Origin of the sequence: Labrys sedimenti (genome assembly GCF_034424805.1) — a bacterium.
Classification (GTDB): Bacteria; Pseudomonadota; Alphaproteobacteria; order Rhizobiales; family Labraceae; genus Labrys; species Labrys sedimenti.
In genome coordinates, this window is sequence record NZ_JAXOUF010000006.1 from 190728 (window position 1) to 213568 (window position 22841).

Here is a 22841-nt window from a genome sequence, read left to right on the forward strand (position 1 = left end):
ATGCCCCCAAACAGGGGCGTGGTCGGAGGGCATATGGGGTTGGCCGAGACCATCCATCAGCGCCTGGCGGCCGCGGCCGATCCAGCACTGGCCCCGGCCATGCAGGCCTATATGAAATCGGCCATGCCCTATCTCGGCGTCTCCGCCGTGCCGCTCAGGCAGATCTGCAAATCGATCTTTGCCGGGCTCTCCTTCGATAATGCCGATCATTGGCAGGCCGAGGTTCTGGCGGTCTGGCGCGGTGCCCGCTTTCGCGAGGAGCGCTACGCCGCCATCGAACTGACCGGCCTGCGCGCCGTGCGGGCGTTCCAGCGCATCGACGTTCTGCCGATGTATGAGGAGATGATCGTCACCGGTGCCTGGTGGGACTATGTCGATGCGATCGCCGCGCATCGTCTCCTGCCGATCCTGCGCAGCGATCCCGAGATGATGCGGCGCACGATGCTCGCCTGGGCCGTCGACGCCGATATGTGGAAGCGCCGCAGCGCCATCCTCTGCCAGCTTGAGGCGAAGGCCGCGACGGATCTCGATCTCCTCTATGCCTGCATGGCGCCTTCGATCGATTCAAAGGAATTCTTCCTGCGCAAGGCGATCGGCTGGGCCCTTCGGCACTATGCACGGACCGATCCCGCCGAAGTCGTCCGCTATGTCGAGGCGCATCCCGAACTGAGCAATCTCAGCCGCCGGGAGGCTATGAAGCACATCGGAGGCTGAAAGGGCCGGTTTTCGCCGGCTATCGCCACGGTCTCAGATCTCTTCGGGCGAAATCGGATATCCGGCGGCGGACAGGATCGCCGCAAGGTCCCTGTTGGCTCGCTGCTGGAGATCGAGCAGGGCCTGGTAGGGATCACCCGCCAGGTTGAGCGCAGCCGCGAAGGCGGGTTCGGTTTTCAAGCCCGCCAAGCGGTGCTGCATGATCCGCATGCGCAAGGGCTCGCCGCCGAGGACAAGCAGGCGCCTTTCCGCCAGGAAATGGCGCCAACCCTCCTGTTCTGCCACGGGATGGGGCGAGGCGAACAGTTCGAAATGCCAGCCTTGCGCTATCAGGCCGACGACCACCGGGCGCGGATCCCCGGTCCATTGATGCATGGAGAAGGCTTCGCTTGCCGCGAGATTCGACCACACGGCCTGCGTGAAGGCGATCTGATCGGGAGCATGGCAGAGGATGTCGATGTCGCTGGATGGCAGGTCGATGCCGAGCGGCGGCGTGCCCGCCACATGCGGATCGAAGGGGCGTAGCAGCTCGAGCAGCCCGGTCTCGCGCAGTGCCTGCGCATAGTCGGGTCTCGGCCTCATGGCTCGATGTCCACCAAATGGATATCGGGCCAGATGGCCTTGGCCTTTGCCGCCTTTGCTGCCAGGCCCTTGTCACCGCGCCGCACCGGATTGGGGCGGATGACCATGCCGAAGACGTCGTCGAGGCCGAAGGGGGCGGCGACGTCGATCGTGTCGTCCTCCTCCAGACGGATGCCCACGGCGTGCACGATGGCGGCGTAGTGCCCGAAGGCCTCGTCGGCCGAATGGAGTTGCGGATAGGGCAGGCCGAAGCGCTGCTCGAACCACAGATGGACCCGGGCCTGGTTGCGGATCTCGACCGGCCAGCGGGCGCCGAACGCCGCCCCGGCGCGCCTGATCACCCCATCCTCCGCCTCCCAGCTCAGATCGCCCGCGTCGAAATAGATGAGGTCGAAATCCTTGATGCCGGTGCCGGCCGGCTTGCCGCTCAGGCTGTTCCACACCGTCTGGTAGACGCAGCCGGCCGCCAGCCGCCATTGCGGCAGGCGCAAGGCGCGGGCGACGGCAAGGAAGGCCATCAGGCCCTCATCCGCCCGGACGATGGCGCGCAGGCGCTCTTCAAGGCAGGCGTGTCGATGCGGCAAAACTCAATCATCCTGGCAGAATCGCTAGGCTTTTCCGTGAATGTAGGCAATAAAGCCGGCATTCCAAACCACTGATCGCCGCGGGATCTTTTTCGGATCCCATAACCTTCCCGTCCCATGATCTTCCCCATTCCATGACCTTTCCCGACCTCATTCCCTCGCTGCACCCGCTGATGCCGGCACTGCGCGGCACGCTCGAAGCCAATGCGCCGATGGCGCCGCTCTCCTGGTTCCGCACCGGCGGCCCTGCCCAGGCGCTGTTCACGCCTGTGGACGAGGAGGATCTGGCGCGGTTCATGGCGGGATTGCCCGCGGACATTCCCTGGCTGGTGGTAGGACTCGGCTCCAATCTCCTGGTGCGCGATGGCGGCTTCGAGGGCGTGGTCATCCGCCTGGGCAAGGGCTTCGGCTCCATTGTCGTCGATGGCTTGACCATCACGGCCGGCGCCGGCGCACCCGACGTGAAGGTGGCGCGCGCGGCGGCGGAAGCCGGTATCTCCGGCCTGTCGTTCCTGCGTGGCATTCCCGGAGCGATCGGTGGTGCCTTGCGCATGAATGGGGGTGCCTATGGCGGCGAGACCAAGGATGTCTTCGTCTCGGCGCGCGCGGTCGGCCGCGACGGCTCGATCCTGACCTATGACGCCCCCGCCATGGGCTTCAGCTATCGCCGCTGCGCCGTGCCGGCGGATGTGGTGTTTACCCAGGCGACATTCCGGGGCGAGGCGGGGGACCGCGAGGCGATCTTGGCGCAGATGCAGAAGATCACCGAAACCCGCTCATCCTCCCAGCCGGTGAATACACGCACCGGCGGCTCGACCTTCAAGAATCCGCCCGGCCATTCAGCCTGGAAACTGGTCGACGAGGCCGGTTGCCGCGGCCTGACCGTCGGCGGCGCCCAGGTCTCGCCGATGCACACCAATTTCCTGGTCAATCTCGGCACGGCCACCTCCAACGACATCGAAGCGCTTGGCGAGACCGTTCGCGAGCGCGTGCTGAAACATTCGGGCATCGAACTCGAGTGGGAAATCAAGCGCGTGGGGCTGGCGGCCTGACCCAGGGCAGGTTCCTCTCGACCGAGCCTCGGGCATGCCCCGGAAGGTGCTCGCAAGATACCAACGCCGGTGGAATTTGCCGGCGTGATCCGGTCGTGGGCCTCGCCGGGAGTCTCTGGTCGGGGAGCTGGAGTGACCTAGCGGCATGTCTGGCCGGAAGCGGTGTCGATTTCTGAGCCGCGCCAGGGCTTAAAGCGGCAAAGCTGAAGCGCTGCTAACCGATTGTTTACTGATTTGTCCGAAAGCTAACCTTAATGGGGCATGAAGCATTTCCCGCTTGAGGGGGTGGTCAGCTCCTGAGATCGCCCTTCAAAAGACCGTCCTAACGGGTGGTTCCTCAAGTGCGTTGGCTTCGAGCATATGCTGCGTTTTTTCAATCTGTCCTCCCTGCGCCAAGCCGGATTCACGACCAGAACGTTCGTGGATCAGCGCTCGTCGCGGCTGCAGCGTCTGCTGGCAAAGCCCCCGCGGGGATTGGGGCTCATGCTGTCGGCCGGCTTTCTGGTGGGAACCATCGTCTATGGTGCCCAGACCGGACCGGTCTGGCCGCAGATGAAGGTTCAATATGGCGCGCCGCTCGACATGGCGGCCAATCTGTTCGGTTTCCGGGTCGAGACCGTCGCCGTCACCGGCCAGCGCGAGCTGACGGATCAGAAGATCTTCGCCGCCGCCGGGGTCACCAACACCTCGTCCCTGCTGTTCCTCGATGCTGAGGCGGCTCGCGAGGGGCTCGAGAAGTTGCCGCTGGTGAAGTCGGCCCAGGTTCGCAAGCTGTTTCCCTCCACGCTCTCGGTCACCATCGAGGAACGCGCCCCCTATGCCTTGTGGCAGCGTGACGGCTCGGTCAGCGTGATCGCCGAAGACGGCGTCGTCATCGAGGATCATGTCGAGGCCCGTTTTGCCGCTCTGCCGCTGGTGGTGGGCGAGGGGGCCGACAAGCGGGCCAGCGAAATCGTCGCGGCGGTTGCTGCCACGCCGGAGCTGACCGGCCGGGTCAGGGGCGCGACGCTTGTTTCCCAGCGCCGCTGGAATCTCACGCTCGATAATGGCGTGGTCGTTCGCCTTCCCGAGGACAATCCGGACCAGGCCTTGAAGAGCCTGGCTGGTCTTGAGCGGAAGGGCAAGGTTTTGGAAAAGGACATTTTGGCAGTCGACATGCGTATGCCCGATCGCGCTACCTTTCGTTTGAGTGAGCAGGCTGCGGCTGCCCGGGCCGACGCGCTGTCCAAGAAGAAGGCAAAGGGGGGCCGCGCATGAGCCCCTTCGAGAATGGCCTGACCCCCAAGCTCAAGCCGCTGGCGCCGCGTCGCACCACGGTGATGTCGGTGCTCGACGTCGGCACCAACAAGATCGTCTGCCTGATCGCGCGGCTGCGTCCGCTCGAAGGGGCCGATCTCCTGCCGGGCCGCAGCCACCAGGCCCAGATCCTGGGCATCGGCCATCAGCGTTCGCGCGGGCTGAAGTCGGGCGCCGTGGTCGACATGGAGGCCGCCGAACAAGCGATCCGCCATGCGGTCGATGCCGCCGAGCGCATGGCCGGGGTGCGGGTGGACTCGGTGATCGTCAACATCTCCTGCGGGCGGGTGGCGAGCGAACACTATTCGGCCACGGTGGAAGTCGGCGGCCATCAGGTCTGCGATCTCGACATTCATCGCGTTCTCGATGCCGGTGCCAGCCATTCGGTGCGTGACGGACGTGCCGTGCTGCATTCGCTGCCGATCGGCCATATGCTCGACGGCGTCGGCGGCATCTCCGACCCCAGGGGTATGCTGGGCCGCCAACTCGGCGTCGACATGCATGTGGTGACGGCGGAGTCCACGCCGGCCAAGAACTTGATGCTCGCCATCGAGCGCTGCCATCTCCATGTCGAGGCGATGGTCGCTACGCCTTACGCCGCCGGCCTGTCGGCTCTCGTCGACGACGAGACCGAGATGGGCGTGACCCTGATCGATATGGGCGCGGGCACCACCTCCGTCGCGGTCTTCGCCAATCGCGCCTTCGTGCACGCCGACAGCCTGCCGGTGGGCGGGGCGCATGTCACGACCGACGTGGCGCGCGGCCTGTCGACCAAGCTGTCGGAGGCCGAGCGCCTGAAGGTTCTCTATGGCGCCACCATCGCCAGCCCTTCGGACGATCGCGAGACCATCGCCGTGCCGCCCGTCGGGGACGAGCAGGGCGACGGCATCCATCACGTGCCGCGTTCGCGCCTGGTGCGCATCATCCGCCCGCGCATCGAGGAGATCCTCGAAATGGTCCGCGACCGCCTGCGTGGGTCCGGTGCCTGGGCCGAGGCGGGCCGTCGCGTTGTGCTGACGGGCGGCGCCTGCCAGTTGACGGGCACGGTGGAACTGGCGCGCAAGATTTTGGATCGGCAGGTCCGCATCGGGCGTCCGCTCGGCATCGCCGGCATGCCCGAGGCGGCCAAGGGGCCACCTTTCGCTACGGCAGCTGGTCTGCTGGTCTATCCGCAGATTGCCGGAGTTGAGCATTTCGAACCGCAGGTTCGGATGCGTGCGCAAGCTACCGGAACAGACGGTTATTTCGGTCGGGTCGGGCGTTGGTTGAAACACAGTTTCTAAACTTCGATTTGCAAAAGGGAAATCGAGTTTCGAATCGCAAAGGTAACGTTGAGACATGAAGAATGGCCGGTTTTTCAAGGCCATTTTGACTAATTTTTCCGGTCAAATTTAGCCGGATTACACAAATGCCTGCTTCGCAAATCAGTAACTTTCTGATTCAAAGGGCAGGAAGGGGTCGTAAGGCCTTGATGAAGGTCAATTAAGGGGCGCGGCGACGCGTCTTGCAAAAGAGGCGAACCATGACGATCAACCTCAAAATGCCGGATATCCGGGAGTTGAAGCCGCGTATCACCGTGTTCGGCGTTGGTGGGGCTGGCGGCAACGCCGTCAACAACATGATCGAGGCCGGACTGGAAGGCGTTGACTTCGTCGTCGCCAACACTGATGCGCAGGCTCTGACCCTTTCCAAGGCCGACCGCATCGTCCAGATGGGCATCCAGGTTACCGAGGGTCTCGGCGCCGGTTCGCAGCCCGAGGTCGGCCGCGCTGCCGCCGAGGAAGTGATCGACGAGATCCGCGATCATCTCAATGGCGTTCACATGGTCTTCGTCACCGCCGGCATGGGCGGCGGCACGGGTACCGGCGCTGCCCCGGTGATCGCCCGCGTCGCCCGCGAGGTCGGTATCCTCACCGTCGGTGTCGTCACCAAGCCCTTCCATTTCGAAGGCCTGCGCCGCATGCGCTTGGCCGAGTCCGGCATCGCCGAGCTCCAGAAGAGCGTCGATACCCTCATCGTCATTCCGAACCAGAATCTGTTCCGGGTCGCCAACGACAAGACCACCTTCGCCGACGCCTTCGCCATGGCCGACCAGGTGCTCTATTCGGGCGTCGCCTCCATCACCGACCTGATGGTCAAGCCCGGCCTGATCAACCTCGACTTTGCCGACGTCCGCGCCGTGATGCGCGAGATGGGCAAGGCGATGATGGGCACCGGCGAAGCCTCGGGCGAGCGCCGCGCCATCCTGGCCGCCGAAGCGGCGATCGCCAACCCGCTGCTCGACGACGTCTCGATGAAGGGCGCCCGCGGCCTGCTGATCTCGATCACCGGCGGCCCCGACATGATGCTCTACGAACTCGACGAGGCGGCGACCCGTATTCGTGAAGAGGTCGATCCGGAAGCCAACATCATTCTGGGCGCGACCCAGGATCCGTCGCTGGAAGGCACGATGCGCGTGTCGGTGGTCGCCACCGGCATTGACTCGGCCATCCTGCCCCAGGCTTCGCCCTCCAAGGACGACATTCGCCTGGCGGAAATGACCCAGCGCGTGCGCGACCAGGCTGCGGCCCAGGCCGCTCAGGCTGCCCGCGTTGCCGCGCCGCGCAATGTCGCGCCGGTGGCCCAGGCTCCGGTGGCGATCGAGCCTGCCCCGATCCAGCAGGAAATCGCCCAGCCGATGCCAGTCGCTCCCGTGGAGCCGGTGGCTGCCGCCAATGACGTGACGCTGCGCCCGCTGGCGCCCAAGCCGACCCTGTTCCGCGAGCCAGTGGTCGAAGAAGCGCCCCGCGCTCCCGAGCATCATCCCGAACCCGAGCATTTCGTGCCGCCGGCGCCAGAGCGGGCCGTCGTCCGTCCACCGCGCATGCCGCGCATCGAGGATCTGCCCATGCCGGCGCAGGCCCAGATTGCCGCCCAGCGTGGTCCGGAAGCCCCCCAGGCCGGCGACAAGAAGCGCATGACGCTGCTCCAGCGCCTGGCTGCCGTCGGCCTCGGCCGGCCCGAGACGGATGAAGTCGAACATGAGCCGGCACCCGTCGCGCGCCAGCCCGAACCGCGCCAGGCTCCGCCGCGCCCGCCGGAAGCCCAGCGTCGTCCGCCGGCGCCACGTCCGGCCCCGCAGCAGTCGCGCTCGATCGAGGACGACCAGCTCGAGATTCCGGCCTTCCTGCGCCGCCATTCGAATTGAGGCCGATTTCGCCTTCGTGACGAAATCGTAACCATAGTGCGGATCAATGACGGCCCGGGTACATCGCCCGGGCCGTAGTTTTTTGAAATGATTAAGGATTTTCAAACTAGGGTCACAAGCCGGAACTTGGCGAGCTTGTGTTACAGACCGTAAGAAAGCGTGATTTGGCTAAAGCTTTGGTTTTTGCTTTACGTATTTTCGAAGAAAGGTCCGAGTCCATGCCCTCGTGGCAAGGAATGATAGGACCAGGTGGTCAAACAGAAAGCAGGCCGGTCTAGTTTCGGTTGGGTACCGCCACCCTGGCGGACGGCTTGTGGAATACGCACATGAAATCTGGTTTCCAGACGACTTTGAATGACCGTGTATCCCTCGAAGGGATTGGTGTCCATTCTGGCAAGCCTGTCTCCATCACTCTGCATCCGAGCGAGGCCGACAGCGGCATCGTTTTCCTGCGCACGCATCTGGAGAACGGACGCGAGCGGGAGATCCTCGCCCATTATCACAACGTCGTCGATACGCGCCTGTGCACGGTCGTCGGTGATGCCACGCGGGCTTCGGTTGCCACCATCGAGCATCTGATGGCGGCGTTGCGGGGCCTGGGTATCGACAATGTCACGGTTGAAGTCGACAGCGCCGAAATCCCGGTGATGGACGGTTCGTCCGCGCCCTTCATCGAGGCGATTGATCAGGTCGGCATCGCCACGCTGCGGGCACGCCGCCGGCAGATCAAGGTGCTCAAGCCGGTTCGCGTCGAGATGGGCCGCGCCTGGGCCGAACTGACGCCCTGGGACAAGTCCGGCAATGCGGGCTTCCGCCTCGACGTCGAGATCGATTTCGAGACGCCCCTGATCGGCCGCCAGCGCCGTGCGTTCGACCTGACACCCGACAACTTCCGTCGTGAACTGTCGCGGGCCCGTACCTTCGGCTTCGTCAAGGATGTCGAACAGTTATGGGAGAGGGGCCTTGCGCTCGGCTCGTCCCTGGAGAATTCGGTTGCCCTGAGCGAGGACCGCATCCTCAATCCGGAAGGCCTTCGCTATGCCGATGAATTCGTGCGTCACAAGATGCTCGATGCGGTGGGCGATCTGGCTCTCGCCGGCGCTCCGCTGATCGGCCAGTTCCGCTCCTATTGCGGCGGACATCGCGTCAATTACATGATGCTTCAGGCCCTGTTCGCGGACGACAGCGCCTGGACCATGGTCGATGCACCGGTACGTCGCGAGAGCGGCCATGCCGAGCTTTCCAGCGGCTTGGCCGCAGCGGCCTTCGCGCCTGATACCAATTGAGTGCGAAGGCTTTTGCCTCGCTTGACAGCGCCGCCGCAAAGCATTGTACAATTTTGCAGAGGCGGTGGCGCTTGGCCGGACAATCGGCTACAAGGGCCCCTGCATTGCTGCCGGCATAACGGCCTATCCGTCTGGACGGGCCGGTGCTGGTCGTGAATGTCGAACCACGAAGTCTTAACGTTGTGGTGCGAAGCTGATGGATGGTTTCATCCGCCGGAAACGCGCGACAATGCCGGTACGGGAGTGTTTTGCGATTTGGTGGAATCACCTGGAATCGCAAAGACGCGTCCAAACAAAGAGTGAGAGCAAAAGGGCGTTTGCGCCTAAACGCGCTTTGCTCGAGTCGAAGTAGAGGTCTGAGTGATGCCGCTGCGTTCCCTCTCGTCTTCCCGCACCGTCGCGACGCGGCTCGCGGTTCGTGCCGTCGCCATTGCGCTGATGGCGACGCCGCTGGCCGCCTGCGGTTTTTGGGACGACGATCCGGGCTACAAGACCCAGGCGACCGACCCGCCTGATCTTCTCTACAACCAGGGCCTCGTCGCCATGAAGGGCGGCGACTATTCCAAGGCCTCCAAGCGTTTCGAATCGCTCGACAAGCAATATCCGCAGACGGAATGGCAGAAGAAAGCCATTCTGATGATGGCTTATTCGAATTACACGTCCGGCAATTACGACGATGCCATCACCTCGTCGCGCCGTTACGTGACCCTGTGGCCGAACGACAAGGACGCGGCCTACATGACTTATATCTGGGCCAATTCCCAGTATAAGCAGATCCCTGACATCACACGCGATCAGGACCGGGCCAGCCAGGCACTTGCCGGCTTCCAGAAGGTTGTCACCGACTATCCCAAGTCGGAATATGTCAGCGATTCCAAGTTCAAGATCCAGGTCGTGCGCGACCAGCTCGCCGGCAAGGAAATGGAGATCGGCCGCTTCTACCAGAAGCAGCAGAACTATTCCGCTGCGGTCAACCGTTACAAGACCGTGGTCAAGGACTATGCCCAGACCCGGCAGATCGAAGAAGCGCTGAGCCGCCTGACGGAATGCTACATGGCGCTCGGCCTATCTGCCGAGGCGCAGACTGCCGCCGCCATCCTGGGCCACAACTATCCTAACAGCCAGTGGTACAAGGATGCCTATACGCTGGTGAAATCGCATGGCCTGGAGCCGCGCGAAGACACCGACTCGTGGCTGAGCCGGACATTCCGCAACGCGATCACGCTGTAGGAACCGCGTTTGCGGGCTTTAATGGAGGCCGGTCCTGCGACCGGCCTTTTCTTTGTGCGCAGTATGCTGTTTTGTCATGCGATGCGGGCGCAGGCCCGGTATAGAAGCTGTCATGCTCGTTCAACTCGCCATTCGCGATATCGTTCTGATTGATCGGCTCGACCTCGAATTCGTCGCAGGCCTGTCCGTGTTGACCGGCGAGACCGGCGCCGGCAAATCGATCCTGCTCGACGCCTTTGCCCTGGCGCTGGGCGGACGTGGCGACGGCTCCCTGGTGCGTCATGGCACGGGCCAGGGGCAGGTCAGCGCCGTCTTCGACGTTTCGGCCGATCATGCGGCTCGCGCCGTGCTGAAGGCGAACGACATTTCCGATGACGGCGATCTGATCCTGCGGCGTGTACAGATGGCGGACGGCCGCACACGTGCCTTCATCAATGATCAGCCCGTCAGCGTACAGGTGCTTCGCGCCACGGGGGCAGCTCTGGTCGAGATCCACGGCCAGCATGACGATCGGGCCCTGACCGATCCGGCTTCCCACCGCGCGCTCCTCGATGCCTTCGGGGGGCTCGAGGATCTGGCGGCCGATGTCGCCGGCAAGCATGCGGCTTGGCGCAGGGCCACGCAGTCGCTGGCACAGCATCGGGCCAGGCTGGAAAAGGCCCGGGCGGAGGGCGACTGGCTGCGCCATTCCGTCGATGAACTCGGCAAGCTCGATGTCCAGGCCGGCGAGGAAGAGGCCCTGGCCGAGCGGCGCACCCATATGATGCAGGCCGAGAAGATCGCCGTCGATCTGAAGGAAGCCTATGAGGGGGTCGGCGGCAACGGCTCTCCCACACCGTTGCTGGCGGCCATTATCCGGCGCCTCGAGCGGCGGGGTGCCCAGGCGCCACGCCTGGTTGAACCGGCGATCGCGTCGCTGGACCAGGCGCTCAACGCCCTGGAAGAGGCCCGCATCGCGCTGCAGACGGCATTGGACGAGGCCGATTTCGACCCGGCCGAACTGGAGCGCCTGGAAGAGCGCCTGTTCGCCCTGCGCGCGGCCAGCCGCAAATATGATGTCTCCGTCGAGGACCTCCCGGCACTGGCCGAGCGTTATGTGGCGGATCTTGCCGCCCTGGACGAGGGGGAAGGGCAGCTGCAGACCCTGGAGCAGGCCGATCGCGCCGCCCGTCTAGCCTATGAGGCCGAGGCGGCGGTGCTCTCCGACAAACGCAGAGCCACCGCCGGCCAGCTCGATGCTGCCGTCAACGGCGAATTACCGCCGCTGAAGCTCGACAGGGCGAAGTTCACCACTTCGGTCGAGAGCGACAAGACCCTGGCCTCTCCCGATGGGTTCGACAGGGTCGAGTTCTGGGTCCAGACCAATCCCGGCACCCGGCCCGGGCCGATGATGAAGGTGGCGTCGGGCGGCGAACTCTCGCGTTTCATGCTGGCCCTCAAGGTTGCGTTGGCCGATCGCGGCTCCGCGCCGACGCTGGTGTTCGACGAGATCGATTCCGGCGTGGGCGGCGCCGTCGCCGATGCCATCGGCCAGCGCCTGGCGCGACTGGCGGGAAAGGTTCAGGTCATCAACGTCACCCATGCGCCGCAGGTCGCGGCGCGTGCTTCCACCCATTTCCTCATCGCCAAGCAGGCGGAAGGCAAGGACAGGGTCGCCACCCGCGTCACGCCCCTCGATACCGACAAACGGCGCGAGGAAATCGCCCGTATGCTCGCCGGCGCCCATGTGACCGACGAAGCGAGGGCGGCGGCCGATCGGCTGCTGGCGAGTGGTGGCGGCTGAGGCTGTGGTGTGCCGGTCTTCAGACCGGCATCTTCTTAGGATCGAAGGCGCCATGGCGGATGAGAAAAGCCATCTGGGCTGGCATCAGCCTCACGCCCTGCCGCATTCGATTCACCGGAAAAGACCCAATTCGTGACCTTCAGACTGCTCGATAGCTTACCGGCAAATGCAATTGGCCGCCACAACAGCAGTGCCGAAAACCGACGCCGCTTGGACCACCTTCTAGATGAAGGCATCGGTGCCTGTTGGCTTGGTCAACCGGAAATAGGCGAACTCGTTGAAGATGCTTTGCTTGCATTCGATCAGGCCCGATATCGGCTTTGGGCATGGTGCATCGTGCCAAATCATGTCCAGTGCCTGTTCGAAACGATCGAAGGGGCTCGGCTTGGCGACATCGTGAAGTCTTGGAAGGCCTATACGGGAGCGAAGGCCAACCGAGTGCTTGGGCGCCAAGGACCATTCTGGCAGCGCGATTATTTCGATCGCTATATGCGTAATCAGGAGCAGTTTGCCAGGGCGATCGATTATATCGAGCGTAATCCTGTGGCGGCTGGCCTATGCCGGCAGCCGTCGGACTGGCGCTGGTCGAGCGCATTCCGCAGGCACTGATCGATGGCGAAAGGCTATGCCGGTCTGAAGACTGGCACACCATTTCCACGCTGCCCCGATTGGAACGGTTGTGTTAAGCCACAGCAAAGCAATGCATCGATTGGCCTGTCATGAACACTCCCAAGCCCGTTTCCGACCTCTCGATCGAGGAGGCCCGCGCTGACTACGAGGAACTTGCGGCGCGGTTGATCGACGCCGACAAGGCTTATTACCAGGAGGACGCGCCGGTCCTCAGCGATGCGGACTATGACGTCCTGCGGCGGCGCTATACGGCAATCGAAGAGCGCTTTCCCGAGCTCAAATCGGCCGAGAGTCTCTCGGACAAGGTCGGCGCGGCGCCGTCCGAGAAATTCGCCAAGGTGCGCCACCGCGTGCCGATGCTCTCTCTGTCCAACAGCTTCTCGGATGAGGATGTCGAGGAATTCGTGGCCCGTATCCGCCGCTTCCTTGGCCTTGGCGAAGGCGATGACGTGGTGATCACGGCCGAGCCCAAGATCGACGGTCTGTCCTGCTCGCTGCGCTACGAGAAGGACAGGCTGGTGGTGGCGGCCACGCGGGGCGATGGTGCCGAGGGTGAGGATGTCACCGCTAATGTCCGCACCATCGGCGACATTCCCAATGTGCTCAAGGGTGACGTCCCCGAGATTTTCGAGGTGCGTGGCGAGGTCTATATGAGCCACGCCGATTTCAACGCCATGAATGAAAGGCAGGCCGCGGCGGGCAAGCCGCTGTTCGCCAATCCACGCAATGCCGCGGCAGGCTCGCTGCGCCAGCTCGACGCCGCCATCACCGCCAGTCGCCCCCTGCGCTTTTTCGCCTATGCCTGGGGCGAGGCGAGCGCGCTGCCAGCCACCACGCAATTCGAGGTGGTGCGGGCTTTCGCCGAGTGGGGCTTTGCAGTCAATCCGCTGATGGTGCGCTGCCATGGCGCGGCCGACCTGCTCGCCCATTACCGCCAGATCGAGGCCCAGCGCGCCACGCTGGGCTACGACATCGACGGCGTGGTCTACAAGGTCGACCGGCTCGATCTGCAGCAGCGCCTCGGTTTCGTCTCGCGCTCGCCGCGCTGGGCGACGGCCCACAAGTTCCCTGCCGAGAAGGCGACTACGCTGCTGCAGGGCATCGAGATCCAGGTGGGACGCACCGGAGCCCTCACGCCGGTTGCCAAGCTGCAGCCGGTCACCGTGGGCGGCGTCGTTGTCTCCAACGCCACTTTGCACAATGAGGACGAGATCGCCCGCAAGGACGTGCGTATCGGCGACACGGTGATCGTGCAGCGGGCGGGCGACGTCATCCCGCAGATCCTCGGGGCGGTGCTGGAAAAGCGACCGGCGGACGCCGTTCCCTATGTCTTTCCCGAAACCTGTCCCTGTTCCCTGAAGACGCCCGTCGTCCGCGAGGAAACCGTGACGGGCGGGGAGGGGGCGGTGCGGCGCTGTTCGGGCGAATTCGCCTGTCCCTTCCAGAAGATCGAGCATCTCAGGCATTTCGTCTCCCGCCGCGCCTTCGACATCGAGGGGCTGGGCGAAAAGCAGATCGCCTTCTTCTTCGAGAACGAGGACCTGCCGATCCGCGAGCCCGGCGACATCTTCACCCTGGCTGCCCGCGATGGGCAGAACTTCAAGAAATTGAAAGACCGTGAAGGTTTTGGCGCGACCTCCACCAAGAACCTGTTTGCCGCCATCGATGCCCGCCGCGAGATCGCGCTGGAACGCTTCCTCTATGCCCTCGGCATTCGTCATGTCGGCGAGACCACCGCCCGCCAACTCGCCCGTGCCTATGGCTCCTGGCCGGCCTTCGAGCAGGCGGCGCTGCGCATCGCTGCCAAGGATGAGGAGGCTGGAGCGGACATGGATGCGATCGACCAGATCGGCGAAACCGTGGTCGAGGCCATCGGCGCCTATTTCGCGGAAGAGCACAACCTTGCCATCCTCGAGCGGCTGACGGCGGAGATTCGCATTCTCGAAGCGGAACTGCCCCGTTCCGAGAGCCCCGTCGCCGGCAAGACGGTGGTGTTCACCGGGGCGCTGGAGCGCATGAGCCGCGACGAGGCAAAGGCCATGGCCGACCGGCTGGGCGCCAAGGTCTCGGGCTCCGTTTCCAAGAAGACCGATCTCGTGGTCGCCGGTCCCGGCGCAGGCTCGAAACTGGCGGATGCGCAAAAGCACGGCGTCAAAGTCATCAATGAGGATGAATGGTTCGAGCTCGTGAATGGAGCAGGGAACACGAATGACCAGGATGCGTGAACTGTGCCTCGGCCTTCTGCTGGCATCGGGGCTGGCGATGTCGGCCCTTGCAGCCGAAATTTCGCCCGATGCGACGGTAAAACAGATCTATTCGGGCAAGACGCCCGAAACGAGAGGCATCGACATCATCGGTGATGCCAAGCTGCGCGCCAGATATCTCAGCAAGGACCTGGCTGCCGCGGTGAAGAAGGATATCGACGAATCCGCCAAGTCCGGCGAGGTGGGAGCGCTCGATTTCGATCCGGTGAGCGATTCACAGGATCCGATGATCAAGGATTTGAAGATCGAGCCGGCGTCGGTACAGGGTGACCGGGCCCAGATAGGCGTGAGCTTCAATCGCGGCGATCCCAAGCGCGACGAGCTTGTCTACGACCTGGTGCAAGAAAACGGCCAGTGGCGCGTTTCCAACATCTCGAAGAAGGGCAATGCCGAGGAGGCTTGGTCCTTGCGCCAGATGCTGTCATTGAAATAGAGGCTGGCGCTGCAGCGGATGCAACTTTCATCCAAGCAATTTGCCGACAAAGGCACTATCTTAACGGCATGCCGTCGCAGTCCACTGCCTTCACCACCCTCGAGGATGCCGCCGAACGGGGCGATGCCGTCCGGTTCTGGCGCGAGCAGCGCTATGACGGACTGGAGTGCCTGAGCGCGATCTTTCGCCGGCATCGCTATGTGCCCCATACCCACGAGACCTATGCGATCGCTGCCGTGCTCGACGGTTGCGAGGCCTTCTCGCATCGCGGTAGCCGGCACTACGCCTCGCCGGGAAGTTTCGCGATGGTCTGCCCGGACGAATTGCATGATGGCGAGCCGGCGGGCGAAGGGTTCGTCTACCGGGTGCTCTATCCCACCGTCGATCTGATGCGTTCCGTCGCCGAGGATACCTTTGGGCGTCCTATCACCGGCACGCCTTGGTTCGACCGTTCGGTGATCGAGGATCCTGCCCTAGCCGCCGATCTGGTGACGCTACAGATCGCGCTCAGCGACCCCGCCGTGACCTTGCTTGAACGCGATGCCAGGCTCAGCTGCTTCTTTTCGGCGTTGCTCGGGCGCTGGGGCTGTTATGGCGAGCCGATCAGGCTCGGTGACGAGAGCGGACCTCTCGCCAAGGCGCGAGCCTATCTGGACCAGCATTTCGAGCGCGATGTCGGCCTTGACGAGCTTGCTGCGGTGGCGGGGCTCAACCGCAGCCATCTGGTGCGTTCCTTCCGCAAGGCGACGGGCACCACGCCGCATGCCTATCTCACCGACCGGCGCTATCGCGCGGCGCGGCGCCTGCTGGCGGCGGGCGAGGGACCGGCGGAGGTGGCGGCAGCCTGCGGCTTCTACGACCAGAGCCACCTCAACCGGGTGTTCAAGGCGCGTATGGGCGTGACGCCGGGAGCGTTTCGCGGGTGATGGAGTATCGGCCCCCGGGCCGACAAATGTCAGCCAGAGGCTGACAGTCCCGATGCAACTTTTATCCAAGACCGGTGCTTACACGGCGCCTATTGAGACGGCTCCATCAGGAGCTATCCCTTGTCTGCCCGTTCCGAAATCCGTTCCGCGTTGATCGACATCGCCCCGCCTGCCTTGGCGGCGGTGCCGATCGGTTTCCTGTTCGGCGCCATCGCCGTCTCCAAAGGCCTGTCGCCTTTCGAGACTGCCTTGATGTCGATCATCGTGTTCGCCGGCAGCGCGCAATTTGCCGCCCTTGAGCAATGGGTGCAGCCGGTGCCGATCCTGACCCTGGCTTTCGGCACCCTGCTGATCAATTGCCGCCATATCCTGATGGGAGCCTCGCTCACCCCCAAGACGCGGCTCTTCTCGCCTGCCCAGCGTTTTCTCGGCTTCTTCATGATGGCCGACGAGAACTGGGCGATGTCGGAGCGCAGGGCCGGCCAGACCGAGCTGACGCCGACCTATTATTTCGCCATGTCGGTGTTCTTCTATCTCAACTGGGTGCTGTGGAGCACGGCGGGCAGCTTCGTTGGCCAGCTCCTCGGCGATCCCGCGCGCTACGGCGCCGATTTCGCTTTCACCGCCCTGTTCATCGGCCTGATCGCAGGGTTCTGGGAAGGCCGCAGCTCTGCGGCTGCGATCCTCACCAGCGCCGTCGTGGCGGCCCTGGTCTATCTCAAGCTGGGTGCGCCCTGGCACGTGCCCGCCGGGGCGCTGGCCGGCATTCTGGCCGCTTTCCTCACCGGCCATCCCGGCCGCAGTAAGCTCGATGCCAAGGAGGCCGTCGATGTCGTTTGATCCCCACACGGTGGCGGCGATCCTGACCATGGCGCTGGTGACCTATGCCACTCGCGTGGCCGGCATCTTCTTGGACGGCCGCCTTGCCCTGAGCGGCCGGACCAAGGCCGCCTTCGATGCCATTCCGGCGGCCGTTCTGGTTTCGGTGATCGCACCGGTCGCGCTCGCCACCGGGCCGGCCGAAACCATCGCCGCCGCCATCACCGTGGTTTCGGCCACGCGCATGTCGCTGCTGGTGACCATCGTGGTTGGCGTGGTGAGCGTGGTGCTGCTGAGGATGATGATGGGTTGAGAGGAGGGGCTTCGGACCCGCCTCTCTTTCGACGATTATGCGTCGCAAGCCCGGCCCGAAGGCAAGCCTCCGCTATCCGATCGGCTGCGTCACCTGCTCCAGCCACACCCGCTCCGGTTCGTCCAGCAGCGGGCCGAGCGTCTCGCGCACCTTTGCGTGATAGGTGTTGAGCCAGTCGATCTCGCGGGTGGTGAGCAGCGACAGCTCGATCGGCCTCACATCGATGGGCGCCAGCGTCAGCGTCTCGAAGCCGTACATCTCGCGCTCGGCGCCCTCGATCGTGATGGGCTCGACCAGGATGAGGTTCTCGATGCGGATGCCGAAGGCGCCGGTGCGGTAGTAGCCGGGCTCGTTGGAAAGAAGCATGCCCGGCTCCAGCGGCGTGGTGCCGAGCTTGGAGATGCGCTGCGGGCCCTCATGCACGGAGAGATAGGAGCCGACGCCATGCCCGGTGCCATGGTCGAAATCGGTGCCGATCTCCCACAGTGCGGCGCGGGCAAAACTGTCGAGCTGGGCGCCAGAGGCCCCCTTCGGGAAGCGTGCCAGGGCGATGGCGATGTGGCCCTTGAGCACGCGGGTGTAGCGGTCCTTCATCTCGGCTGAGACCTCACCTACCGCGATGGTGCGGGTGATGTCGGTGGTGCCGTCGACATATTGCGCGCCGGAGTCGATCAGGAAAAAGCCGGGCGTCACCGGCCGGTTGCTGGCATGGCTGACGCGGTAATGCGGCAAGGCGGCGTTCGGACCGGCCGAGGAGATCGAGGGGAAGGAGAGGTCCTTGAGCACGCCCGTGCCCTCGCGGAAGCGTTCCAGGGCCTCGGCCACCGAGATTTCGGTTTCCTGGCCGCCGGGCACGGTGCGTTCGAACCAGGCGAGAAAGTTCACGAAGGCGACGCCGTCGCGGATATGGGCAGCCCGGGAGCCGGCGCGCTCTGCCTCGTTCTTGACGGCACGCAGGAGGGCGACGGGGTCGCCACCCCTCTGCACCTTGCCGCCGGCCTTCTCGACCAGGGTGGCGAAATGCTCGACCACCATGGCGGGATCGAGCCGTACCGTCTTGCCTTTCACGCTTCCAGCCAGCACTGCCTCGATCTGGCGTGGTTCGGCAATGGCCATGTGCTGGGCAAGGTCGTCGCGGACGGCATTGGAGAACTTGCGGCCATCGGCGAACAGAGTCGGCTGGCCCTCGGCCGGCACCAGTGCATAGGAGAGCGGCAGGGGCGTGTGGGAGACGTCGCCGCCGCGGATGTTGAACAGCCAGGCGGAGGCATGGGCGTCATTGGTGAAGACGGCGTCGATCTTCTGCTCACGCAGCTTGGCCTGCAGCCGTTCGACCTTGGAGGACACGCTTTCGCCGGCCAATGCCACATCGTGCAGGACGATCTGGGCAAGGGGGGGCGCCGGCCTGTCGGTCCAGACGGCGTCGATCGGATTTTCTTTGACGGCAACAAGGCTTGCACCCGCTTTCTCGCAGGCGGTGCGAAGACGCTCCACCTCATTCATCGACTGAAGACGCGGATCGTAGCCGACCTTCATGCCGGGCTTGAGCACGCTGCCGAGCCATTTCTCCGGCGGCTCCTCGATGAGATGGCGCGGCGTATAGGTCGAGGTATCCACCTGCTCGCGCACCTGCACGGTATAGCGGCCGTCGACGAAGATGGAGGCCTGGTCCTTCAGGACGACGGCGATACCGGCTGAGCCGGCAAAGCCGGTGAGCCAGGAAAGGCGTTCCTCCGAGGGCGGGCAATATTCGTTCTGGTGTTCGTCCGAGCGGGGGACCACGAAGCCGTCGAGTCCCAGTTCGGCGAACTTGCCGCGCAATGCCGCCGCGCGGGCCGGGCCGAGGCTGGGCTGGGAAATTTCGTCGAAGGACTGAAAAGCCATTTGATCACCCTTGAAGTACAAGTCCCTTCTCCCCCTGCGGGAGAAGGTGGCGGCAGCCGGATGAGGGGTGTTGGCGCCAAGCTGGCAGGGGCGTGTTGCTCCCCTCATTCCCCTGCCGGGACCTTCTCCCGCAAGGGGAGAAGGGATTCTAGTCGTCTAGAGTCGTGCGTCCTCAAAGCTTCTTGGGCTTGCCGCCGCCATAGGACAGCACCAGCGTCGTCCACTCGTCGATCTTGATCTGGCGGATGAGATGGAGGCCCTGGGCGCGATAGGCAGCCAGCGCCGCATTGGCATGGGAATGGAGCAGGCCGGAAAGGATCACCGTGGCGCCGGGCGCCAGCAGGTGGCTCATCGGCGCCGCCAGGCGCACCAGCGGGCCCATCAGGATATTGGCGAAGACCAAGTCGAACGGCTTGTTGGTCTGCATGGCGCGAGCGGTGGTGCCGCGTGCCACGAAGCTCTCGACATAGGCCCCGGCCTTGTTGAAGCGGATATTGTTGCGCGCGGTGGCGATGGCGATCGGATCGATGTCGGAGGCCAGCACGCGCCGGCGCAGCGCGCGCGCGGCCGCTATGGCGAGCACGCCGGTGCCGGTACCGATGTCGAGCGGCCGGTATGGGCGCTTGCGTTTGAGAAGATCGTCCAAGGCGAGGAGACAGCCCCGTGTGGTGCCGTGATGGCCGGTGCCGAAGGCGAGAGCCGCCTCGATCTCGATGCCGATGGTGTTTCCAGGCACGTGCTGGCGGTCATGGCTGCCGTGGACGGTGAAGCGACCCGCCCGCACGGGCGCCAGGCCTTCGAGGGAAGCCGCCACCCAGTCCTTGTCGCCGAAGCTGTCGAAGGCCACCTCCATGTCGGGGCCGGCCGCCAACGCGATCAGGTCCCGGACGGAGGCTTCGTCCGGTTCGGTGCGGAAATAGACCTCGACCAGCCAGGGGGGCTTGGCCGTGCCGTCTTCCCTTTCGAAGGCAGCGATCGCCGTTTCCGTGGGATCGAAGCTTTCGCCGAGCAGGTCAGCGATGCGACGCGCGCGCATCTCGTCGGTGACGATACGTGCGACATGGGTGGGATTGTTGGGATGAAGACCTTCGAGCATGTCGCTTGGCTATCGCGCCAGCCGCCGAAGGGCAATGGAAATCGCGATTGCGGCGATGTTGTTTGCCGGGATCGCAGGCTTCCAGCCTGCTCTTCCTCAACGACAAATGCAGCGTTTCCGAGAGCAGGCAGAGATGCCTGCGATCCCAGGTTTTCTACCCGCCAAAACGCTGGAAGCGTTCGCGCAGGGCCTGCAGCTGTTCCACCCCGGCATTGGCGAAAGCGACCCGCATATGTCCCTCGAGGCCGGGGCCGAAATAGGGGCCGGGCAGGCAGAGCACGCCGGCCTTCTCCACCAGTTCCTTGACCACGCTCGCGGCGGTATGCCCGTGGAAGGGATGATGCAGGAAGGCGAAATAGGCGCCCATCGCATCGATCCGCCAGCCATTGATGCCTTCGAAGGCCGCGCGGAAGCTGGCCGCCCGCCTGTCGATCTCCAGGCGGTTGGCTTCGCGCCATTCCGTCAGGCCGTCGATGGCCCAGGCGACAGGGGCCTGGGCGGTGCGGGGCGCGCAGATCTGCAGCGTGTCGAGAACCTTGCCGACTTCCGCCGCCACTGCGGGCGCGGCAACCAGCGCTCCCAGGCGATGGCCGGGGATGCAGTAGCTCTTCGAGAAGGAATAGAGATAGATCAGGGTGTTGTCGAAGCCGCCTGAAGCGATGAGTCCGTGCGGCCGGCCGGCGATGAAGTCGCGATAGGTCTCGTCGAGGATGAGGAACAGGCCGCGTTCCCGGCAGAGTCGGGCGAAGGCCTCGATGGTCTCGGGTGGGTATACGGCGCCCGTCGGGTTGTTGGGCGTCACCAGCAGGATCGCCCGCGTGGTGGGATCGATCAGCTCGGCGGCGCTCTCGGCATCCGGCACGAAGCCATTCTCGGGCGGGCAGGATAGCGCCCTTGCCTCGATGCCGAGCATGTCGAGCGTCATCTTGTGATTGAAGTACCAGGGGCTCGGCAGCAGGATGGAATCCCCCGCCTTGGCCACCGCCAGGGCCGCTACGAAGAAGGCTTGGTTGCAGCCGGTGGTGATCGAGACGGTCTGCCAGTCGACCGTGCCGCCATAGAGGTCGGAAATGTGCTTGGCATAAGCCTGGCGCAGCACGGTATCGCCCTCGATCGGACCGTAGCCGGCACTCGACGCTGCGCTGGCATTGCGGCCGAGCCGCTCCAGCAATTCCGCATGCGGCGGATAGCCCGGCACCGCCTGGGAGAGGTCGATCAGCGGGCCGGCCGCGCCGTCATAGGCGCGCGCCCAGGCTTGCGCCTCCGGGATCGGCGGGGTGGCGGTGTCGAGGAGATTGGGATTGATGACGGGCTGGCTGCTCATGCGGTCTTAAATGCCTGCGGCGCTCTGCCCTGACAAGTGGATTTCAGGTGGCTGCGACGATGACATTGTCGCAGGAATCTCCTACCCCTTTTGCCATGTCCCTGCCATCAAGCCTCAAGATCGATGCCGCCCGCGCGGCCGTGTCGCTCAGCCCCACCGATGCTGCCTTCGTGCAGCATCCCTATCCCACCTATAAGGCCATTCGCGACGCCTGCCCGCTGTTCTTCTGGGAGGAGTATGGCTGCTGGTGCGCGGCTTCGCACCAGGCCGTGTTCGACCTCTTCCGCGACAGGCGCTTCGGTCGCGAGGTGCTGCATGTGGCCAGCCGCGCCGAGCTCGGCTGGCCGGAGCCGCAGGCCCATCTGGCGCCCTTCGATGCCGTCGATGCCCATTCCATGCTGGAGCGCGAGCCGCCGGTTCATACGAGGCTGCGCACCCTGGTCAATCGCGCCTTCGTCACCCGGCAGGTCGAGCGTCTGAGGCCGCGGATCGCGGCGCTCGCCAACGAACTGATCGACGGTTTCGAGGGGCAGGGCAGGGTTGATCTGATCGAGGCTTTCGCTACGCCCATCCCGGTGATTCTGATCGCCGAGCTCCTTGGCGTGCCGGTCGAGATGGCCCCGCAACTGCTCGACTGGTCGCATCGCATGGTGGCGATGTATCAGTTCAGCCGCAGCCGCAGCATCGAGGATCAAGCCGTTGCGGCCGCTCAAGATTTCTCCCACTTCCTGCGCGGCTATGTCGAGCGGCGCCGGGCCGAGCCGCGCGACGATCTCATCAGCCATCTCATCGCTGTCGAAGCCGAAGGAGACCGGCTCAGCGAGGAGGAGCTGATTTCCACCTGCATCCTCCTGCTCAATGCCGGTCATGAGGCGACGGTGCACGCCATCGGCAACGGCGTGAAGTCCGTGCTGCAGGCGGGCCTCGGCCGTGAGGCGGTGCTGGCCGGCGGCGAGGGGCTGGTGGAGGAAATGCTGCGCTTCGACCCGCCGCTCCACATGTTCAAGCGCTATGCGCTGGAGGACGTCACGCTGGGGCCCGCAACCTTCCGCAAGGGCGACCAGATCGGGCTGCTGCTCGGTGCCGCCAACCATGATCCTGCCCGCTTCGAGGAGCCGGAGCGTTTCCTGACACGGCAGCGCCCGCCCCATGTCAGCTTCGGCGGCGGCATTCATTTCTGCGTGGGCGCGCCCCTGGCGCGGCTGGAGCTGGAAGTGGCGGTGCCGATCCTGTTCGAACGGCTGCCCCGTCTGCGGCTGGAAGGGACGCCGGTTTATGCCAACACCTATCATTTCCACGGGCTGAAGGCGCTGGAGTTGAGTTGGTAACCCGGGATCGCAGGCGTCCTCGCCTGCACCTTCCTTTCCGGCCCACGCGGCGGTTCCAAGAGCAGGCGAGGACGCCTGCGATCCCGGGGGCGAGCCCTGCATAAGGGGCG

The 22841-nt window shown here is 64.6% G+C and carries 20 protein-coding genes; 15 read left to right on the top strand and 5 right to left on the bottom strand.

The features are described 5' to 3' along the window. Window positions 1–714, top strand: coding sequence for a DNA alkylation repair protein (locus tag U1R88_RS19605; protein ID WP_322432758.1), 714 nt, complete (start codon window positions 1–3; stop codon window positions 712–714). Window positions 715–747: 33 nt separating this feature from the next. Here U1R88_RS19605 and U1R88_RS19610 read toward each other — a convergent pair whose 3' ends face one another. After that, window positions 748–1296, bottom strand: coding sequence for a DUF4269 domain-containing protein (locus U1R88_RS19610; RefSeq protein WP_322432759.1), 549 nt, complete (start codon window positions 1294–1296; stop codon window positions 748–750). Next, entirely contained in the window at window positions 1293–1880 is a 588-nt protein-coding gene (locus U1R88_RS19615; protein WP_322432760.1) for a nucleotidyltransferase family protein, read from the bottom strand. The genes U1R88_RS19610 and U1R88_RS19615 overlap by 4 nt, the downstream gene beginning before the upstream one ends. Before the next feature lie 134 nt (window positions 1881–2014). On the opposite strand from U1R88_RS19615, the gene murB reads away from it, so the two are divergent. The 13 genes from murB to U1R88_RS19680 all read left to right on the top strand — a co-directional run bounded on the left by murB (window position 2015) and on the right by U1R88_RS19680 (window position 17099). Further along, window positions 2015–2932 (top strand): UDP-N-acetylmuramate dehydrogenase, encoded by a 918-nt coding sequence (gene murB / locus U1R88_RS19620; RefSeq protein ID WP_322432761.1) that lies wholly within the window; start codon window positions 2015–2017, stop codon window positions 2930–2932. Between the two features lie 483 nt (window positions 2933–3415). Beyond that, window positions 3416–4189, top strand: a complete 774-nt coding sequence (locus U1R88_RS19625) for a cell division protein FtsQ/DivIB (RefSeq protein ID WP_162275040.1) — start codon at window positions 3416–3418, stop codon at window positions 4187–4189. Next, window positions 4186–5511 carry a cell division protein FtsA gene (ftsA, locus tag U1R88_RS19630; protein ID WP_322432762.1) on the top strand — a complete coding sequence of 442 codons (1326 nt, stop codon included), beginning with the start codon at window positions 4186–4188 and terminating at the stop codon, window positions 5509–5511. The genes U1R88_RS19625 and ftsA overlap by 4 nt, the downstream gene beginning before the upstream one ends. 239 nt (window positions 5512–5750) lie before the next feature. Continuing rightward, on the top strand, window positions 5751–7415 hold the full coding sequence (gene ftsZ, locus U1R88_RS19635) for a cell division protein FtsZ (protein ID WP_322432763.1): 1665 nt from the start codon (window positions 5751–5753) through the stop codon (window positions 7413–7415). Window positions 7416–7741: 326 nt separating this feature from the next. Then, window positions 7742–8701 carry a UDP-3-O-acyl-N-acetylglucosamine deacetylase gene (gene lpxC / locus U1R88_RS19640; RefSeq protein WP_322432764.1) on the top strand — a complete coding sequence of 320 codons (960 nt, stop codon included), beginning with the start codon at window positions 7742–7744 and terminating at the stop codon, window positions 8699–8701. A 363-nt stretch (window positions 8702–9064) separates the two neighbouring features. Beyond that, a complete protein-coding gene (locus U1R88_RS19645) occupies window positions 9065–9931 on the top strand; it encodes an outer membrane protein assembly factor BamD (RefSeq protein WP_068282123.1) in 867 nt (288 codons plus the stop codon). A 112-nt stretch (window positions 9932–10043) separates the two neighbouring features. Continuing rightward, window positions 10044–11714 (top strand): DNA repair protein RecN, encoded by a 1671-nt coding sequence (recN, locus tag U1R88_RS19650; RefSeq protein ID WP_322432765.1) that lies wholly within the window; start codon window positions 10044–10046, stop codon window positions 11712–11714. 132 nt (window positions 11715–11846) lie between these two features. Beyond that, window positions 11847–12323 carry an REP-associated tyrosine transposase gene (locus U1R88_RS19655; RefSeq protein ID WP_322432766.1) on the top strand — a complete coding sequence of 159 codons (477 nt, stop codon included), beginning with the start codon at window positions 11847–11849 and terminating at the stop codon, window positions 12321–12323. A 110-nt stretch (window positions 12324–12433) separates the two neighbouring features. Beyond that, window positions 12434–14569: an NAD-dependent DNA ligase LigA gene (gene ligA, locus U1R88_RS19660; protein ID WP_322432767.1), complete on the top strand. Its 2136-nt coding sequence runs from the start codon at window positions 12434–12436 to the stop codon at window positions 14567–14569. Beyond that, window positions 14553–15041: a DUF3828 domain-containing protein gene (locus U1R88_RS19665; RefSeq protein ID WP_322432768.1), complete on the top strand. Its 489-nt coding sequence runs from the start codon at window positions 14553–14555 to the stop codon at window positions 15039–15041. Before ligA ends, U1R88_RS19665 begins: the two co-directional genes overlap by 17 nt. Window positions 15042–15109: 68 nt before the next feature. Continuing rightward, window positions 15110–15967 carry a helix-turn-helix transcriptional regulator gene (locus U1R88_RS19670; RefSeq protein WP_322432769.1) on the top strand — a complete coding sequence of 286 codons (858 nt, stop codon included), beginning with the start codon at window positions 15110–15112 and terminating at the stop codon, window positions 15965–15967. 120 nt (window positions 15968–16087) lie between these two features. Further along, a complete protein-coding gene (locus U1R88_RS19675) occupies window positions 16088–16807 on the top strand; it encodes an AzlC family ABC transporter permease (protein ID WP_322432770.1) in 720 nt (239 codons plus the stop codon). After that, window positions 16797–17099 carry an AzlD family protein gene (locus U1R88_RS19680; RefSeq protein ID WP_322432771.1) on the top strand — a complete coding sequence of 101 codons (303 nt, stop codon included), beginning with the start codon at window positions 16797–16799 and terminating at the stop codon, window positions 17097–17099. Before U1R88_RS19675 ends, U1R88_RS19680 begins: the two co-directional genes overlap by 11 nt. A 72-nt stretch (window positions 17100–17171) precedes the next feature. On the opposite strand, the gene U1R88_RS19685 is transcribed toward U1R88_RS19680, so the two are convergent. From U1R88_RS19685 to U1R88_RS19695, 3 genes are all read right to left on the bottom strand, one after another. Continuing rightward, window positions 17172–18983: an aminopeptidase P family protein gene (locus U1R88_RS19685; protein WP_322432772.1), complete on the bottom strand. Its 1812-nt coding sequence runs from the start codon at window positions 18981–18983 to the stop codon at window positions 17172–17174. Between the two features lie 172 nt (window positions 18984–19155). Continuing rightward, complete coding sequence (locus tag U1R88_RS19690; protein WP_322432773.1) at window positions 19156–20079, bottom strand: 50S ribosomal protein L11 methyltransferase; 924 nt, start codon at window positions 20077–20079, stop codon at window positions 19156–19158. Between the two features lie 154 nt (window positions 20080–20233). Next, a complete protein-coding gene (locus U1R88_RS19695; protein ID WP_322432774.1) occupies window positions 20234–21403 on the bottom strand; it encodes an aminotransferase in 1170 nt (389 codons plus the stop codon). Between the two features lie 95 nt (window positions 21404–21498). Here U1R88_RS19695 and U1R88_RS19700 point away from each other — a divergent pair, with 95 nt between their 5' ends. Then, complete coding sequence (locus U1R88_RS19700) at window positions 21499–22731, top strand: cytochrome P450 (protein WP_425545455.1); 1233 nt, start codon at window positions 21499–21501, stop codon at window positions 22729–22731. The last annotated feature ends 110 nt before the right edge of the window (window positions 22732–22841 follow it).